The sequence below is a fragment of the Pseudanabaena sp. PCC 9330 genome, assembly GCF_055795045.1.
Genome location: NZ_JAYFES010000089.1, coordinates 1 through 15273 on the forward strand (window position 1 = coordinate 1; position 15273 = coordinate 15273).

Consider the following 15273-nt stretch of genomic DNA (forward strand, 5'->3'; position numbering starts at 1 on the left):
GAGCCTCAATGAGTCCTGACTACATGCTCACTGTCCTTGCTGCAGGGCTCGCAACCTAGCACAATGTCTCGATAGTTTTCTTGCGCTTACCCTGGGTGGTGGCGAAGTTTCCTATGATGAGTATAAAGCAGCTCATGATCAGATTCTTCAGCAAGATCAGTCGATCATTGATGGCTATGGATCATTGGATACGGTATGGGAACGGCTAGAAATAGCAGACACCTTGATCTATCTGGATATGCCCGTTTCTCTGCATTATTGGTGGGTGACAAAGCGATTCCTGAGAGGTTTCCTTGTTCCACCCGAAAATTGGCCAGAGAATAGTCCTCTCCTGAAGGGCACATTCAACAGCTACTATACCGTTTGGCTATGCCATCAGAAACTTACTCCAAAGTACCGAGACTATGTGAGTAAAGCTAAAGAAACTAAGCGAGTCTATCATCTTCGATCTCCTCAACAGGTGAACGAGTGTTATCGAAGCATTGAGGCAGAATTCATGGAATGAAGATTTGTCAATTAATACCATCTTTCGTCCCAAATTTCCTGAGCTTCTGTTTTGTCGAGTCAGTTTGTCTGTAGTCTGAGCCGGAGCTATGGGCAGCGTAGAAGTTCTGCAACTGCAAGACCGAGTCTAGTGGATATGTAGACCCCTGTCGCTGCTGCCCACCGACCTGCCTACCCCAACGGCACCATCACCTGCTCACCCAAACCACAGGGCCACCCAACCTCGTCAGCTTTCCCGACTATTTTGAGTCGATGAATTGGCGGCCAAGCCCATCCATTAACCTTGCCTAACCCCGCTGATAGGCCGCTGCATACCCCGGCACCTCAAGCTGCGGCAAACACCGCTCATCTGCTACCGGAGCCGCCGCCGTCAGTCGCAGCGGGATCTCCCCTGCCCACACGGGCAGAGCATAATCCTCCGGCGCATCCATCGGGGGGCCAGTGCGTACCTTGGCCGAGGCTTCGGCGATCGGCAGGGCTAGCACCAGGGTTCCGGCCAGCTCCTGGTGGTTGGGGGGGCGCACCTCTGCCCAGCGCCCTGGCACCACATGGTCGGTAAACGCCTTTAGCGCTGTCAGCTTTTCAGTCGGGTCATCCACCCGAGTGGCGGTGCCAAACAGCACCACTGAGCGGTAGTTCATCGAGTGGTGAAAGGCCGATCGTGCCAGCACCAGCCCATCCAGCAGTGTCACCGTTAGGCACACCTCCACTCCCTGATCGAGGGTGCGCAGCATCCGGCTGGCGGGGGAACCGTGGATGTAGAGCTTATCCTCTAATCGGCCATAGGCGGTGGGGATCACAAAGGGTTGCCCTTCGACCACAAAGCCCAGGTGGCAAACCAGCGCTTCATCGAGAATGTCGTAGACCTGCTGGGCATCGTAGCTGGCTCGCTGAGGCAGGCGCTTGACTTGGGTGCGGTGGGTGGGTGCGGTGGGGTAGGTCATGGGGATAGGTTGCTTGGTAGGAGGTAGGGAAGTTGGGGAGGTTGGGAAGTTCTGAATTTTGAGCTTTGAATTTTGAATTGGGGGTGAAGTCGGAGATCTGGGGGAGGGTTAGAGGGTATCGGGGAGGCGGGCGATCAGAGATTGGGCGGTGGGGTGGGTTTGCAAGGCGGTGATGATTTTGGGAAGGGGTTGGGGGAAGAGATTGGGATAGTCGATTTCGCCAAGGTGGGGGCGAATGGGGAAGGCGAGTTGTTCGCGGATGGTGCAAAACTCTGCCTGTACGCCGGGTTTATTGCCTCGGGTATCTAGGCGCACCCAGTGGTTTAGCTCTGGTAGGTAAACCGCATTGAGGCCGTGCAGGGTGAAGTGGTCGGGCTGGGCATCGTCGAATACCAGGCGCTGGTAGCAAAAGCCAGTGGGAATGCCGCAACTGCGCAGCAGCGCCGCCAGCAGGTGGGCCTTGGCAAAGCAGAAGCCGTGGCCCTGGTGCAGCACTTCGGAGGCGGTGCAGGTGACGCGAGGCTTGCCAATGTCGTAGGTGTGGGAGATGCGATCGCGCACCCACTCATACACCACCCTGATTTGCTCCGGGATAGAATCAATGCCCTGGGTTAGCGTTTTCGCTAGGGACAGAATGGTCGGATGTTGCCAGTCAATTACCGCTGAGGGGGCGAGGTAGTCTGCCAAGTGGTTAGATTCTGGAGTGAGGGGAAGCGTCATGGGAGTTTGGTTACGGTTAGATCAAGTTCCATCAGATTGCTATCGCCAAAGCCCAGGCGCTGGTAGATTGGGCGGGCTTTAGGGGCGGCATTCAACACCACTTTGGTGCAACCGATGCCGCGCAAATGCTCCACCACAAGCTGGGTCAGCCGGGTAGCGATGCCCCGATGGCGATAGTCAGGCTCTACATAGACGCCCCAGATGTAGCCATACTGGCGATGACTGAGGTCGATAATCCAGGGATACAGCCCGGCGAACCGCTGCCCGCCCGCAGAGCCGACAATGGCCCCCTCCACCTCCGCCACAAAAGCCTGATAGTGCAGGTGCTGACGGGCGTGGGTAATGAACTCGGTGCAAAGGGTGGGCCACTGGGGCTGAATTACCGCATCGGCCACGCCCAGATCGCGCCACATGCGGTAGAAGTGATCGGCAATGACACCGTCTTCTTGGGGGGTGGCGGCTCGAAAGTTGACGTTAGCGGGTGTCTCCATGGGGCATTCATTCAGCTATTTGGTCAGGAGAAATAACTGTAATTGCGACTGTTCGCCTAGCATAGGCATCAGATTGGCAACCCACAAGAGCCAATTTTGACGTAACCTACCAGTCCACTTTGGCCCTATGGACTTCACCCTGCTGCTCGACCCCCATAGCCCGGTGCCCTGCTACCAGCAGATCTACGCCGCCCTGCGCCAAAAAATTCTCACGGGCCAGCTTGCCCCACGCCAGCGACTGCCCTCCACTCGCGCTCTGGCCCAGAGCCTGGGGGTGGCTCGGGCCACCGTCACCCAGAGCTACGAGCAGTTGATCAGTGAGGGCTATCTGCAAACGGTAGTTGGCTCCGGCACCTACGTGGGTGACCAACTGCCCGAAACCCTGCTCCATGCGCCTGGAAACGAACCAGTTCTATCTGAATCGCCTCGGCCCCTGGTGCTCTCGGCCTACGGTCAACGCCTAGCGGAGGTTGCGGCCGGGCCAAGCCCGGAACCCAACACCCCGATCAGTTTTCGCTATGGTCGCCCCGCCCTCGACCAGGTGCCCCTAGGGATTTGGCGGCAGCTGCTGTCGCGCCACTGTCGGCGGGCAGACTGGCTCGACTATGCCACCGACCCCATGGGTTACGAGTCGCTGCGGAGTGCGATCGCCACCTACCTCACCCAGGCCCGCGCCGTGCAGTGCCACGCCGACCAGATCTTGATCACCAACGGCACCCAGCAGGCCCTTAGCCTGGCCACCCAGATCCTGGTTTCTCTCGGCGACACCGTGGCCCTCGAAGAACCCAGCTACCTCAGCGCCCGCCGCATTTTCGCCAGCCAGGGGGCCAACCTGCATCCCATTCCGGTGGATGGGGAGGGTTTGGGTGTGGACATTCTGGCAGAGGCAACTGGCCCAATTCGGCTGGTCTACGTCACGCCGTCGCACCAGTTTCCCACCGGGGCGGTGCTGTCGCTGCCGCGTCGGCTGGCGCTGCTGGCCTGGGCGCAGCTGCAGGGTGCTCTAATTCTCGAAGACGACTACGACAGTGAATATCGCTATGGGGGGCGACCGATTCCGGCGTTGCAGGGGTTGGGCAGTGGGCAGTCGGTGATCTACCTGGGCACGTTCTCGAAGATGCTGTTTCCGTCGCTGCGAATTGGCTACATGGTGCTGCCCTCGGCCCTGGTGCCGATCTTCAGCCGGGCCAAGTGGCTGGCCGATCGCCAGGTGCCGACCCTAGAGCAGGCGGTGCTGGCGGATTTTATCGCGGAGGGGCATCTGGAGCGCCACATTCGGCGAATGCGATCGCTCTACGACCAGCGGCGGCAGGCCCTAGTGACAGCATTGCAGACTCAGTTTGGTACTCGCGCTACGATCCTAGGCGAAAACGCCGGACTGCACATGATGGTGCGGTTCCAGACCAAGATGCCCGATGCCGAGCTGATCGATCGGGCCGAGCAGGCGGGCGTTGGGCTGATTTCAGCGGCTCCTCAGTACTTGGGAAATAGCCCCGGCCATGAATTCATCTTTAGCTTTACGGAGCTGAATGAAGATGCGATCGCCACGGGTATTGAAAAGCTGGCCACTATCTGTGCCAAGCCGCAATAATGAGGGCTCTGACCGCCCAATTGCCCGCCCATTACCTAGCTCTGACATGCAATAGGGACTGGCCAGAGCAGATTGTTTATCTAACAACTGGACAGAATATTAACGTTGATGCCGAATCAGCAATGCTTTTGATTCGCGATGCTTAGGCAACACGCCTAAGACAATGGATAGCTGTTTTAGGGCCAGTGCCCCTGGCGGAGACTCTACAAAAATGCTGTGATTAACGAAAAGCGGGTGGGCGTTTCCCTTACCTGACCTCCTGGAAAGGCTTTATGCTCCGGTTTTCTCACTCCCCTATTAGCTATGCGTTGCCAGTTTCTACCCTCTGGCGGGTGGGCTGGGGGCCGGAGGCCACACTGCAGGAAGCCGTTTGGCAGGAAGGGCCATTGGCGATCGCCGTAGGAGCTGGCCGTTTGGCTGAGAGTCAGTTTGCGCTCAGCCCTTCCTGCCGTTATGCCGTCGTGGGAGACATTTGGCTGTCGGAGCGGCGATCGCTGCTCACCGACCTCGCCTTAGAGAATCCGTTACTCCAGTCAGATATACAGCTGGTGGCCGCCGCCTGGGAACGATGGCAGGTCGAAACCTTGCCCAAACTGGTGGGTGCCTTTAGCCTGGCGGTATGGGATCGAGAGCGGCAGGTGCTATGGCTGGGGCGCGACCCGGTGGGGGCGAGAACGCTGTATTACACCACCCAGGGCGCAACCCGGTGGGCGGCGGGAGATCTGCGATCGCTCGCCGCCTACCGATCTAACCAGCTAGACCCGATCGCCCTGCGCGATTACCTGTGCTGCGCCTTTGTGCCGGGCGATCGCACCCTCTGGCAAGATGTGCGCGAGCTGCGCCCCGGCACCCGGCTCGCCTGGCCTGGGGATGACAGCCAGCCCTACTGGCAGTTGGCGGAACGGCTGGAGGCTGAGGGCAAGGGAGAATCTCTGGAATGGCACGGGGAACGGCTGCGATCGCTCCTCGATCAGGTCGTCCAAGACTCGCTGCCAGACGCTCCGGTGGGCGTCTTGCTCTCGGGCGGGCTCGACTCCAGCGCTGTCACCGCCCTAGCCGCCAAATTTCACGCTCACCCCGTCCACACCTACTCCATTCACTTTGGCGCAGGCTATCCCAATGAGCTGGACTTTTCTAGCCAAGTGGCTCAGCACTGCGGCACCGAGCACCACATTCTCGAAATTCCCCTCCGCCAGATGTGGGAGCAACTGCCGGCAGCCATGGCCTGGCTCGACGACCCGATCGGCGATCCGTTGACGGTGCCGAACCTGCTGCTGGGGCGACTGGCGCGGCAGCAGGTTAAGGTCGTGCTCAACGGCGAAGGGGGCGACCCCTGCTTTGGCGGCCCCAAAAACCAGCCCATGCTGATCAACCAGCTCTACGGCTCGATCAGCCCACAGGATTCACTGCAAGCGTATTTGCTGGCCTTTCGCAAGTGCGCTGCTGACCTGCCCCAGCTGCTGAAGCCCGATCTCTGGGAGTTGGTGCAGCACGAGCCCTACTGCTTTACCGAGGATCTGCACAGTTCAGCTAGCTACTTGAACCGGCTGATGGCGCTGAACATCAAATTTAAGGGGGCCGACCAGATTTTGACCAAGGTCAACAACCTCACCCGTGCCGCCGGAGTGGAAGGGCGATCGCCCCTGTTTGACCCGCGCATTGTCGAGCTGAGCATGGCCATTCCCCCCCAGTACAAGCTGTCGGGGGTGGAGGAAAAGGCGGTGCTGAAACAGGCGGTGGCCGATCTGCTGCCTGAGACGATTCTCAAGCGCCCCAAGAGCGGCATGATGGTGCCCGTGCAGGCCGGGTTTCAGCGTGAGTGGCAGCGGGCGGCGAGAGAATTATTGCTGAGTCGGCGGGCGGCGATCGCCCCCTACCTCAACCAGTCGTTAATTCAGCAATGGCTAAACTATCGGGGCGACCCCTGGCGACGCTACGGGGTCAAGCTGTGGCTGCTGGTCAGCCTAGAAATTTGGCTGCAAGTCAACCGCTGACAATCTTATGCAAGCCTGGCTACAGCCACAAAACTCATTGTTTGGCCTCAGGTTGACCCACCCCCACCCCTCCCAGGAGGGGACAGCAGGCCTGCCTTTCCAAGAGCTTGTCTTATTCAGAACTCGCGTTGGTCAACCAAAATTGTCGGAGGCGTAGATGAAGGTGCCGCTGCTGACGCCATCGCCCACCAAAATCAAATTGTCGTCAATGTTTTCGCCCAGGTCGCGCAGTCGGGCAATGCCGCGACCGACAATTTGTATCAGCTTTTGCGGGGTGAACGATTCTAGCTCGACAAAATATCCTGCCTCCAGCCACTGTAGCTCGGTCTCTGACAGGGGCTGACGCACCTCGGTCGACAGGCCCTGGGCGGCCTGGGCCGAGTCGGGCGAAACCTGAATGTAGGCCTGCTGTCGGGCCGCTTCAATCTGTCGGGGTAGCAGGCCCAGGTCAAAAATCATCGGCGTATTCTCGGCAAACCAGTTGGAGCTGGTGCGCAGTTCGTGAATCAGCGCCATGCCTTGGGGGCTACAGTTGTGCAGCGCCAGCACCTGGAGGTCTGGGTTGCGGCGCAGCATGGCCATGGTGGTGGCAAAGATAGATTGGGGGTAGCCGCTAATGCTGAGCACCGCGCAGTTGTGCTCAAAGTGAATGTTGTTGGCGATGAGAAGCTGGGCGATCGCCACGCTGTCGCACACCAGCACCCGGTCAAAGCTGTAGGCCGCTACATCCTCAGCGGCAGGGGCTAGGGATGCCGAGGCGCTGGGGGGTAGTAGCAGCTTGGCCGGGGCTGCATTAAATCGCTGCCACTGCTGGAGCCAGGTATCCACCATGGTGTCGGTCAGAACGATCTTCCGATGCGGCTCAGATCGCCGCACCAATCGACGTAGACCAGAAATGATCAGCCACAGACCAATGGGGATTATGACCAGGCCAACACCAAAGACAGCGGTAAAAAAGCCAAACGCAACCAGGACAATGCCAAATATTATTCTAGAAGTCCGCTCAGCGACAGCGGCCTTACGACCCAGCCGCTTTTCTAAGAGATAGAGCAATTGTTTGGGGCTGAAATATAGCGTGTCGTTGGCCGAAATATCGGCCAGAGCCTTGGCAAAGAACCCATCCGTGAAGCGAATTTTGATATCCATGGTAGTGGGTTCAAAGGCAAAGGGATGGTTGCAGTTTTTGCAGCGCCCCTGGTTAGCGGTACGGTCTTTGAGATTGTTCTCGGCGGTGCATTGAACGCATTTCATGGTCGTTTCCTTCCCTGCTGGCAGCTAAAAAACTTGATTTTGAAGGAGCACCTGGTAACTCTCTCGCTGGCGAATCAGCCGGTGCTCTCCCGACCTCAAAAGGACTTCCGCCGGGCGTGGGCGGTGCAAAAAGTGAGACGCCATGGCGTAGCCGTAGGCCCCCACATCCAAAATGGCCAGGGTGTCGCCGGGGGCCAGCTGCGGCAGCTGACAGTTGCGCCCCAGGTAGTCGCGAGAATAGGTGGTGTTGCCGCACACATCGGTGGTGTAGGTCTGGGGATCTGGGCTGGGTTCTAGGGCCACAATCTCGCGGTAGCCGCCGTGGACAGAGGGCACCGACAGGTTGGCCACGGTGGTATCGACCCCAACGATTTGCCTGTCGCCCTGCCATTTCACCGAGACTACCGTGGTCAATAGGGCGGCACATGCGGCGATCGCCGCCCGCCCCGGCTCGATTACCAGGTCTATTGGGTGCGACAGCTGATTCAGCCTCGCGGTGATGGCTTCCCCAAACTCAGACCAATCAAATGCGTTGCCCCCGTGGCGGTAGGGGTGGCCAAATCCGCCGCCAAAATCGAGATAGGCCCAGTCGGGGAGGTGCTGCCCCAGCTCTAGCACCCGGTCAATCACCTGGGTAAAAGCCTGGGTGGCATTGGTGCCCGTGCCCCGATAAAAGTGCAGCCCACAGAGCTTGATTGCTTCACAACCGATGGATTCATTGGCCCCGGCGACGAGAGCTTGGGCCGCAGCAAACTCCTCGGGTCTGACCCCAATGCGGCTGTCGCCCGTGAGAGCAGGGTCGTTGAGGCGCAGCCCCAGGCGCAAGAATGGAGGCCGGTTGGCGCTAGGCAGGGTTTGATACAGGTCGCAGAGTTGCTCAAGCTGGGCCAGACTGTCCAGGTTAAGGGTGGCAATGCCCCAGGCCAACACCTGAGCCATGTCGTCGCCGCTGAGGTTGCTGCCGCTGTAGACGATCGACTCCGATTCAAACCCGGCCTGCAAACCCAGATAAATATCGCCGGGGGTGTTGGCGTGCAGCCCCCAGCCCGCATCGCGAACGATTTGCAGCAGGGCAACGCTGCCGTTGGTGACGGTAGCAAAGTGAAAGCGGGTGCGGCGGTAGGGAATGGCCTGGGCAATGTGGCGCAGGGTCTGCTGGAGGCGATCGCCGTCATAGACGTACAGCGGTGACCCATAGACCTGCAAAAGTTCTGTTGCCAACGCCGCTGCGGGTTGAAATGCTCCTGGCATGGGGGTGACTGGGGAGCTGGGTTGGGTGATTAGAGCCATCGCTTGCGGTATCTCCAAACTTGGGGGGGCAACCAAAACGGGTGTGGCCCCAGCGGATTTTCTAGGGGTTGGCCTAGCACCTGCGATCGCCACTGCTGCCACATCACCAATAGCCACAGAATTTCGCCAATGCGCCGCCCTTGAATAGTGCCGCTGAGATCGCCCAGGGCTGTGCGCAGGGCTAGATCCGGCTGCCAGCAGCCCTCGGCAGCCACTATCCCAGGATTGAGCCATTGGCCCAAATCGCGCCACCATTCATTCAAACACCAAGAGGTTAAGGGCACGCCCATGCCGCGCTTGGGCCGCCACACAATGTCGGCAGGCAGCCAGGGCTCTACCGCTCGCTTGAGAATGTATTTTTCGCAGGCCCCCTGAAGGCACAGGGTACCGGCGAGGCCAAAGCTCCATTGGGCCAGGTCGGGGTCGCAAAAGGGCGATCGCACCCTCAAACCCTGGGCCAGCGCCAAATTGGTCGCCCGAGGGTGAATATTCTGTGCCCCCTTCAGCATCAGCGTGGCCCGCCGTAGCCGATGCAGTAGTCCCTGGGCCGCCGTTGGGTCGAGGGCGGGGTATAGCCAGTCCTGAGGATTCAGCGCCTGAATTTCGCCCAGCACCGCAGGCTGAAACACTTGGGCCTCACAGCCCCACAGCCGATGGAAGGTGCGGAGGTACTGCAGGGCAAAGGGTTCGATGCCGTCGGGATGGTTGGCCTGGTAGAGACTGGCGGCAATCAGAGGCTTATTCGTCCATCCGGCAAATAGCTGGTCGCCCCCCTCGCCGTTGAAAATCATCCCTACCTCCTGGCTGGCCGCCTGGTTGAGCAGATACAGCGGCACCGTTACCCCATCGCCAAAAGGCAGATCCAGCGCCCGCGCCGTGGCTGACAATGCCTGGCGAATGCGGCGGGGCGTCGCCTCTACCTTGACCAGCGGAATTCCTAGAAATTGAGCCACCTGCTCAGCGTAGGGCCATTCCGGTAGACCGCTTTCGCCAGAGTCAAGCCCAAAATCGAGGGTATAGGCCCGCACCCGCACCCCCGCCTTCACCAGCAGCGCCGCCACTATGGAGGAATCTAGCCCGCCTGACAGCAGCACCCCGACGGGTTCATCTCCCAGATCGCTAATCTGGCGTTCCACGGCGGTTTTTAGCAGCATCTGGAGTTGGGCGATCGCCGCCGCCTCATCCTCCAGCTGGGTTGGGCTTTCTCGCCAGTTCACCAGGCTGTGGCGGGTAGGAGAACGTAACTGACCCGCGCCGTCGACCTCCCAAGTTTGCTCAATGCCCGCAGGCAGCGCCATTACCTCTTGCACTGGAGTGAACGGGGTTGGTACGTAGGAGAAGCAGCTGTAGCCGTAGAGCGCCGCCGGGTGGGGATATTTCCCCTGGGAACGCACCAGGGGCAGTAGCCATTGCAGCCGCGAGGCAAACCAGATTAACTGATCCTGCTGCATCCAGTAGAGGGACATGCGGCCAAAGGCATCGCGCCCCAGGGTGAGGCGATTTGGGGTCACCGTGACCCAGGCATCAATATCTATCCCAGAGGCCGAGAGGGCAATCCGGCAATCCCCATTGAAGGCTGGACGCTGCCAGTCGCTCAGCTGCGTTTGGGCCACCAGATCGCTCAGGCTTTGGCCTAGGGAATCTTCATCGCCGTAGCCCCAGTAGCCGAGGCCACCTTGGGACTGGGTTGCTAACGCTGCGATCGCATCCCGTCCCATAGATCCCTAGTCCACGGTAAAGGTGGCATCGCTGAGCTGGCGATCGCCCACAAAGGCCGCCACCGTCCAGTCTCCCTTGGGTGACTCGGGGCCAACGGTGTAGCGGCAGTAGGTGGGCCACACCGGGGTCGTGATGGTCTTGGTGCGGTATTGATTTTGGTGCACCACCTGGCCGCTGGGGTCACTCCAGCTACAGGAGAGGGCGAGCTGCTCACCCACCGGGGCATCGGCCAGGGTTAACCGATAGACCAGCTCGCTGCCGCCCGCCTGGGGTGAGACGCGGCTGAGACTGCCGCCATCGTCTTGGCTTAACGTGATGCGATCGCCCTGGGCCACCACCTGAGCCAGCTGCTGCTGCTGCTGAGTCCCCAGCCACAGCCAGCTGGCTAGACCCAGCGCCACCGCTCCTGCCACCCCTGCCATCAGCCAGCGCCTGCGCCTCTGCTGCACCACCAGGACATCCTGGCGCTTGAGCTGCACCAGGGCATCGTCTAAAAACTCGGGCGACAGGTTGAGCTGCCGCAAAATATCCTGCACCTCGGCGGCGTCTAGCTCCGATTGGTGGCGATCGGAGAGCCGCTGCACCTCGGCCACCAGGCGCTGCAATTGGGCATCAGTCAATCGCCTATCCATAGAAAAAATGGGGTTAGAGGGTGCGATCGCGTATTTACTCGTGTCTAAGGCTATCGTCTTTGAATCAACTCGGCCAACGCTCAGGTATTTCTTCATCTAGTCAGGGAATGCGCCCAACCGGAGCGGCAAAAGCTTTAAGGCGTAATTACTCAACCCCCGTCATTACTCAAGCGGCCACCTGGAGGATCATCGTCTTGGGCCTGGTGGTTAGAGGCGCTGCCCAGGTCTGATTTTCTGGAATGCGGGTGGGGCCAATGACTACCGAGTCTGCAACTGAAAACGACAGACCATACGCTGGCAGATTGCTATCCCCGCCAGCGTATGGTCTGTCGTTATTCTTCATTCTTCGGGAATCTCTAAATGAAACCCGTTTCAGGATCTGATTTTTTACAGCCCTTAAGCGATGGCCGTGGCAGCCTAGACTGCCACGGCCATCGCTTAGCTGAGATTAAACCCAAAGGCTTAGCTGGCAGAAGCGCCGCCGCGACTATAGGTAGCCCAGAAGCTGGGGTGCACTTTGCCCTGGATGTGGTTCCAGTAGTGGGCTGCCTCAGCGGGCAGACCGGCTTCAGTTGCCAAACGGGCCAGCATCGATTGCTGACGCTGTTTTACTGAGCGATGACGATTCATCATACTCAGACGGGCTCTATCTTCAGTGCTGAGGGCAGCGGTTGCTGCCACAGGGGCCACGGGCAGAGCCACAGGGGTCACCGCTGCCACTTCAGGGGTGCCAGTTTGGTAAGGTGCACCGCGATAGACCAAGTCTAAAGTGGGCTGCTGCACCATCGACTTCTTAACGGTCCGAAACCGGATGTCAACGCCCCGGAACTTGCCCACCTCGTCGGTGGTACTGGTTTGCACAGCGGGGGGATTGTAGTCGTAGCTGACGCCGCGATAAGTGAGTTTCATAGGTTCGCCTCCAAAAGATCAAGGGTTTGATCAGAACATTGGGGCGCGTTCCTTCGGGGGCTGTTAACCCCTACTTCCGTCTCGCTCCGAGCCTAATGGGAGAGTGAGATGAACGAATTTCTGATTACTTCTGTATATTAAGATACGGTTTTAGGTGATGTCAAGGAAATAGCTGTTCTGTATACGCTTCTATACAATTCGGTAGGCTTTGGTGGCAAGGGTTTCAGGTGTTAAGCAAATGTTCGGAGAAAATTTGCCATCTTTGCCGCCCTGGCTCTTCAGGGGAGCGATCCTGGCTCTGGTCGTCGTATTGCAACAGCGTGACCTGCGGCACCACAAACTCGGCGGCAAAAGAGCGATCGCTAAACTCTGCCCAGGCGGCATGAAACGCCTCTGGGGTCAGGTCTCTAAAGCCCACGGTGGCATGGGGTATAAACTGAGGCCGATGTTTAGCGATCGCAGCGACGATGCCACAGGTGGTTTCTAAATGGGCGATTAACTCAGACTGAAGAGCCATCAAGGCCTCGGTCTGCACCACATCCACATAGATGACGCGGGGGGCAAAGGCACTAAAGTTTTTTAGCTGCACTGGCACTGGCGATCGCCCCCGACCAAAGTGAGCCAGCGCCTGCTCTAGCTCACTCACCCGTTCTTTGGGCCAGTAGAAGGGTGGCTGAAGGGTAATGTGGGGTGGCGCGTTGAGGGCACCTTGGCTGCCAAATCGCTGCCAAATCTCCTGCTTGATCGCCGTAATCTCATCCTGTACGGCCTGAGGTGGCAGCAGCGCTACAAAAAAACGAGCTAGGGATGAGGATGGAGGCGTCATTGGGAGGCGTGGGCCTTTGTGGATTTTGGCATCGCCTATCTAAAATGCCTCATTTTCTAGGGCCAGCGATAGCTGTCTCGATCGTAAAAAGTCAGGCGGGCGTAGCCCATGAAGGTCGGCCTGACGGCTTCACCCACCGGGTAGGCCGTCGCCCCAAACAGATACACCCCGGCAAACCGAGGATTGCGCTGGGGCCGTAGCGCCAGGGTAATGGGCACACCAGGGACAGCCGGTGGGTCAAAGGCAACGGTCAAGGTACTGGCTTCGCGGTCTTGGGTGATCTCTCCTAGGGGCAGCGAGAGTCGGCCATCGGGGGTGTTGACAAAGGCCTCGGTATGCTCTGGACGAAATCTGAACAGCGGGTCAAACCCCTGGTCTAGGCTGATAACAATGCGATCGAGGGGTTCTGCCGCCGCCGCCGGAAACTCGAAGGTCAGATAGTAGGTCACACTACTGTCATAGACCAGGTTGCGGGTGGCAAAGCTCTCGGTTAGCCGTAGGGGATAGGAAAACCCAACGGTACCATCGCTGTACTGAATGGCAAGTGCAGCGCCGGGCGACAGGCTCTGTGTTACTGGGCAGAAGGCTAACAGACTGGTGGTAGCGATCGCCGTTGCCCGCCGGTTGATCTGGGGCCAGGTAAAGGAAGTAAACATGGCTATACCTCAGGTGGGCTAACCCACAGAAGCGGTGGGCAAAGCCTAGCTGTTGCTCTGGTTTTAGCTCAAGTCTAGCGCTAACTTTTGCCGGTGCGGCCTGGTCGCCAACGATTGTTACCAGCCCCTGGTGGCTACCCAGCCCTTAGTTGTCAAACAGAGTCAGCTGCAAGTCGGGCTTCACTCGCATCACCACTAGGGTCATATCGTCGTCGTTGCTGCGATCGCTGCCAATGAAGCGATTGAGCAGATCAAAGGTGTAGTCTAAAATCTCTTCGGCCAGGGTGAAATTGCGGCAGGCCCACTGGAGGGCGCGCTCCAGGTTTTCTTCTTCAAAGCGATCGCCCCGAGGGTTGGCCGCCTCTGTAAAGCCATCGGTGTAAAACACCACCGTATCGCCGGGCTGAAGCTCGACCTCGGCCTCGCAGTACTGGGTGTTCATATCGAGCCCCAGCAGCATGCCGGGGGTATCGAGGCGAACGATCGTGTTGGTCGCTGCCTGCCAGAGCAGCGGCGGGTTGTGGGCAGCGTTGCCGTAGGCCAAGCGGCGGGTTTTGGGGTTGTACTCTGCGTAGAACAGCGTCACAAAGCGATTAGAGCTTTCTAGATCGCTGTGCATGACAAAGTTTAAGTCTTGCAAAATGCGCGCCGGAGAGTGGCCGTTGAGCACCTCTGTACGCAGCATGCCCCGCATCATGGTCATGATCAGCCCGGCAGGCACGCCCTTACCCATGACATCGCCAATGGCAAAGCTCCAGGGGGCCGATGCCGTCTGCTGAGTGTCGGTGTAGCGCAGTTGGTCGAAGGTGGTGGGGATAAAGTCGTAGTAGTCGCCGCCCACTCGATGGGCTGTTTTACACCGCGCCGCCAGATCCATACCCTGGATCGCAGGGCACTCTCGAGGCAGCAGTTGCAGCTGAATTTCAGCCCCGATTTCCAGCTCGCGATCGAGGCGTTCTTTTTTGCGTAGGGCAGCGGTCAGCTCGTTGTTCTCAATGGCCACCGAGGTCTGATCGGCCACCAGCCGCACCAGCTTCTGGCGGGTCTCAGTCCAGGCGTAGTCGGGGTCGCGGCTAAACACGTAGAGCCGACCCCGCTCCACATTCTGCACGATGATGGCGGTGCCAAACAGCTGAAAGTCGTCGCCCAGGTAGCGGTTCACCTGGCGATCGAGGGCCAGCATGGCGTTGCGCGCCATCGACATCATGCTGCTCTCAGGGGCCGCCTGAAAGCTGGCGGTCACCTGGCGAGTAGCTGCCTCCAGGGCCGATCGCACATCTTGGCACTGGTCTTCGCTCTGGCAGTGCAGCCGCTCTAGGCGCACCTGCCCATCGGCGCGAAACAGCACTAGGGCACCACCGCTGGCGTCGGTCACCCGGCTGGCAATCATCGGGATCAGCTCTAGAAACTGGTTCAGATTGTTGAGGCTGCGTAGGGCAAACCCCAGGGAGCTGAGTAAATCTTGAATTTTGTACTGCTCACGCTGTAGCCGTGCCACCAACTCCTTGAGGGCAAACACAGGCGGCGTATCTGGCAGGGGGGTACCGCCAGCGCTCTCAAAAGATGGTGATGACCCAGGTGGCATAGGAACAGCTGTCATGGACGACCTGTGCAAAAACTTTCGAAGACAGGAGTTAAAAAACTCAGTCGGCGAAACGACCAACTAAATATAGGGGCTAAATCAAAATTTGGCGCAGCTCTTTCGGCTATAGCCCGAGAAACTCTTATTTTTGACCGCATACAGCG

At 59.0% G+C, this 15273-nt stretch carries 13 protein-coding genes and 1 riboswitch; of the genes, 2 read left to right on the forward strand and 11 right to left on the reverse strand.

Annotation, left to right across the window (positions count from 1 at the left end; translation table 11 throughout):
• Positions 1-791: 791 nt before the first annotated feature.
• The 3 genes from AC0QKW_RS08625 to AC0QKW_RS08635 all read right to left on the reverse strand — a co-directional run bounded on the left by AC0QKW_RS08625 (position 792) and on the right by AC0QKW_RS08635 (position 2659).
• Positions 792-1448 (reverse strand): pyridoxamine 5'-phosphate oxidase family protein, encoded by a 657-nt coding sequence (locus AC0QKW_RS08625; RefSeq protein WP_473150654.1) that lies wholly within the window; start codon positions 1446-1448, stop codon positions 792-794.
• A gap of 108 nt (positions 1449-1556) precedes the next feature.
• The gene (locus AC0QKW_RS08630; RefSeq protein ID WP_473150655.1) at positions 1557-2168 is read right to left on the reverse strand and encodes a transglutaminase-like domain-containing protein; all 612 of its coding nucleotides are present in this window, start codon (positions 2166-2168) and stop codon (positions 1557-1559) included.
• Entirely contained in the window at positions 2165-2659 is a 495-nt protein-coding gene (locus AC0QKW_RS08635) for a GNAT family N-acetyltransferase (RefSeq protein ID WP_473150656.1), read from the reverse strand. Before AC0QKW_RS08635 ends, AC0QKW_RS08630 begins: the two co-directional genes overlap by 4 nt.
• A 127-nt stretch (positions 2660-2786) precedes the next feature.
• Between AC0QKW_RS08635 and pdxR the strand changes: the two genes are divergently transcribed.
• Both pdxR and AC0QKW_RS08645 read left to right on the forward strand, forming a co-directional pair.
• Complete coding sequence (gene pdxR, locus AC0QKW_RS08640) at positions 2787-4250, forward strand: MocR-like pyridoxine biosynthesis transcription factor PdxR (protein WP_473150657.1); 1464 nt, start codon at positions 2787-2789, stop codon at positions 4248-4250.
• Positions 4251-4522: 272 nt separating this feature from the next.
• Positions 4523-6244 (forward strand): asparagine synthetase B family protein, encoded by a 1722-nt coding sequence (locus tag AC0QKW_RS08645; RefSeq protein WP_473150658.1) that lies wholly within the window; start codon positions 4523-4525, stop codon positions 6242-6244.
• A 132-nt stretch (positions 6245-6376) separates the two neighbouring features.
• On the opposite strand, the gene AC0QKW_RS08650 is transcribed toward AC0QKW_RS08645, so the two are convergent.
• From AC0QKW_RS08650 to AC0QKW_RS08685, 8 genes are all read right to left on the reverse strand, one after another.
• Entirely contained in the window at positions 6377-7495 is a 1119-nt protein-coding gene (locus AC0QKW_RS08650) for a toprim domain-containing protein (RefSeq protein WP_473150659.1), read from the reverse strand.
• Positions 7496-7519: 24 nt separating this feature from the next.
• Positions 7520-8746, reverse strand: coding sequence for a diaminopimelate decarboxylase family protein (locus AC0QKW_RS08655; protein ID WP_473150660.1), 1227 nt, complete (start codon positions 8744-8746; stop codon positions 7520-7522).
• A gap of 29 nt (positions 8747-8775) precedes the next feature.
• Positions 8776-10503, reverse strand: a complete 1728-nt coding sequence (locus AC0QKW_RS08660) for an asparagine synthetase B family protein (protein WP_473150661.1) — start codon at positions 10501-10503, stop codon at positions 8776-8778.
• A 6-nt stretch (positions 10504-10509) separates the two neighbouring features.
• Positions 10510-11136: a DUF3859 domain-containing protein gene (locus AC0QKW_RS08665; RefSeq protein WP_473150662.1), complete on the reverse strand. Its 627-nt coding sequence runs from the start codon at positions 11134-11136 to the stop codon at positions 10510-10512.
• 462 nt (positions 11137-11598) lie between these two features.
• Positions 11599-12045, reverse strand: a complete 447-nt coding sequence (gene gifA, locus AC0QKW_RS08670; protein ID WP_473150663.1) for a glutamine synthetase inactivation factor IF7A — start codon at positions 12043-12045, stop codon at positions 11599-11601.
• 42 nt (positions 12046-12087) lie between these two features.
• Positions 12088-12162, reverse strand: a riboswitch (Glutamine riboswitch).
• A gap of 106 nt (positions 12163-12268) precedes the next feature.
• On the reverse strand, positions 12269-12871 hold the full coding sequence (locus tag AC0QKW_RS08675) for a 2'-5' RNA ligase family protein (protein WP_473150664.1): 603 nt from the start codon (positions 12869-12871) through the stop codon (positions 12269-12271).
• 56 nt (positions 12872-12927) lie between these two features.
• Positions 12928-13527, reverse strand: a complete 600-nt coding sequence (locus AC0QKW_RS08680) for a DUF2808 domain-containing protein (protein WP_473150665.1) — start codon at positions 13525-13527, stop codon at positions 12928-12930.
• A gap of 145 nt (positions 13528-13672) precedes the next feature.
• Positions 13673-15127 (reverse strand): PP2C family protein-serine/threonine phosphatase, encoded by a 1455-nt coding sequence (locus AC0QKW_RS08685; protein WP_473150666.1) that lies wholly within the window; start codon positions 15125-15127, stop codon positions 13673-13675.
• Positions 15128-15273 lie beyond the last annotated feature (146 nt).

What these genes read in the sequence shown, in the direction of transcription:
- AC0QKW_RS08625 (WP_473150654.1), bottom strand. Translation starts at nt 1,448, where the DNA reads ATGACCTACCCCACCGCACCCACCCACCGCACCCAAGTCAAGCGCCTG.
- AC0QKW_RS08630 (WP_473150655.1), bottom strand. Translation starts at nt 2,168, where the DNA reads ATGACGCTTCCCCTCACTCCAGAATCTAACCACTTGGCAGACTACCTC.
- AC0QKW_RS08635 (WP_473150656.1), bottom strand. Translation starts at nt 2,659, where the DNA reads ATGGAGACACCCGCTAACGTCAACTTTCGAGCCGCCACCCCCCAAGAA.
- pdxR (WP_473150657.1), top strand. Translation starts at nt 2,787, where the DNA reads ATGGACTTCACCCTGCTGCTCGACCCCCATAGCCCGGTGCCCTGCTAC.
- AC0QKW_RS08645 (WP_473150658.1), top strand. Translation starts at nt 4,523, where the DNA reads ATGCTCCGGTTTTCTCACTCCCCTATTAGCTATGCGTTGCCAGTTTCT.
- AC0QKW_RS08650 (WP_473150659.1), bottom strand. Translation starts at nt 7,495, where the DNA reads ATGAAATGCGTTCAATGCACCGCCGAGAACAATCTCAAAGACCGTACC.
- AC0QKW_RS08655 (WP_473150660.1), bottom strand. Translation starts at nt 8,746, where the DNA reads ATGCCAGGAGCATTTCAACCCGCAGCGGCGTTGGCAACAGAACTTTTG.
- AC0QKW_RS08660 (WP_473150661.1), bottom strand. Translation starts at nt 10,503, where the DNA reads ATGGGACGGGATGCGATCGCAGCGTTAGCAACCCAGTCCCAAGGTGGC.
- AC0QKW_RS08665 (WP_473150662.1), bottom strand. Translation starts at nt 11,136, where the DNA reads ATGGATAGGCGATTGACTGATGCCCAATTGCAGCGCCTGGTGGCCGAG.
- gifA (WP_473150663.1), bottom strand. Translation starts at nt 12,045, where the DNA reads ATGAAACTCACTTATCGCGGCGTCAGCTACGACTACAATCCCCCCGCT.
- AC0QKW_RS08675 (WP_473150664.1), bottom strand. Translation starts at nt 12,871, where the DNA reads ATGACGCCTCCATCCTCATCCCTAGCTCGTTTTTTTGTAGCGCTGCTG.
- AC0QKW_RS08680 (WP_473150665.1), bottom strand. Translation starts at nt 13,527, where the DNA reads ATGTTTACTTCCTTTACCTGGCCCCAGATCAACCGGCGGGCAACGGCG.
- AC0QKW_RS08685 (WP_473150666.1), bottom strand. Translation starts at nt 15,127, where the DNA reads ATGACAGCTGTTCCTATGCCACCTGGGTCATCACCATCTTTTGAGAGC.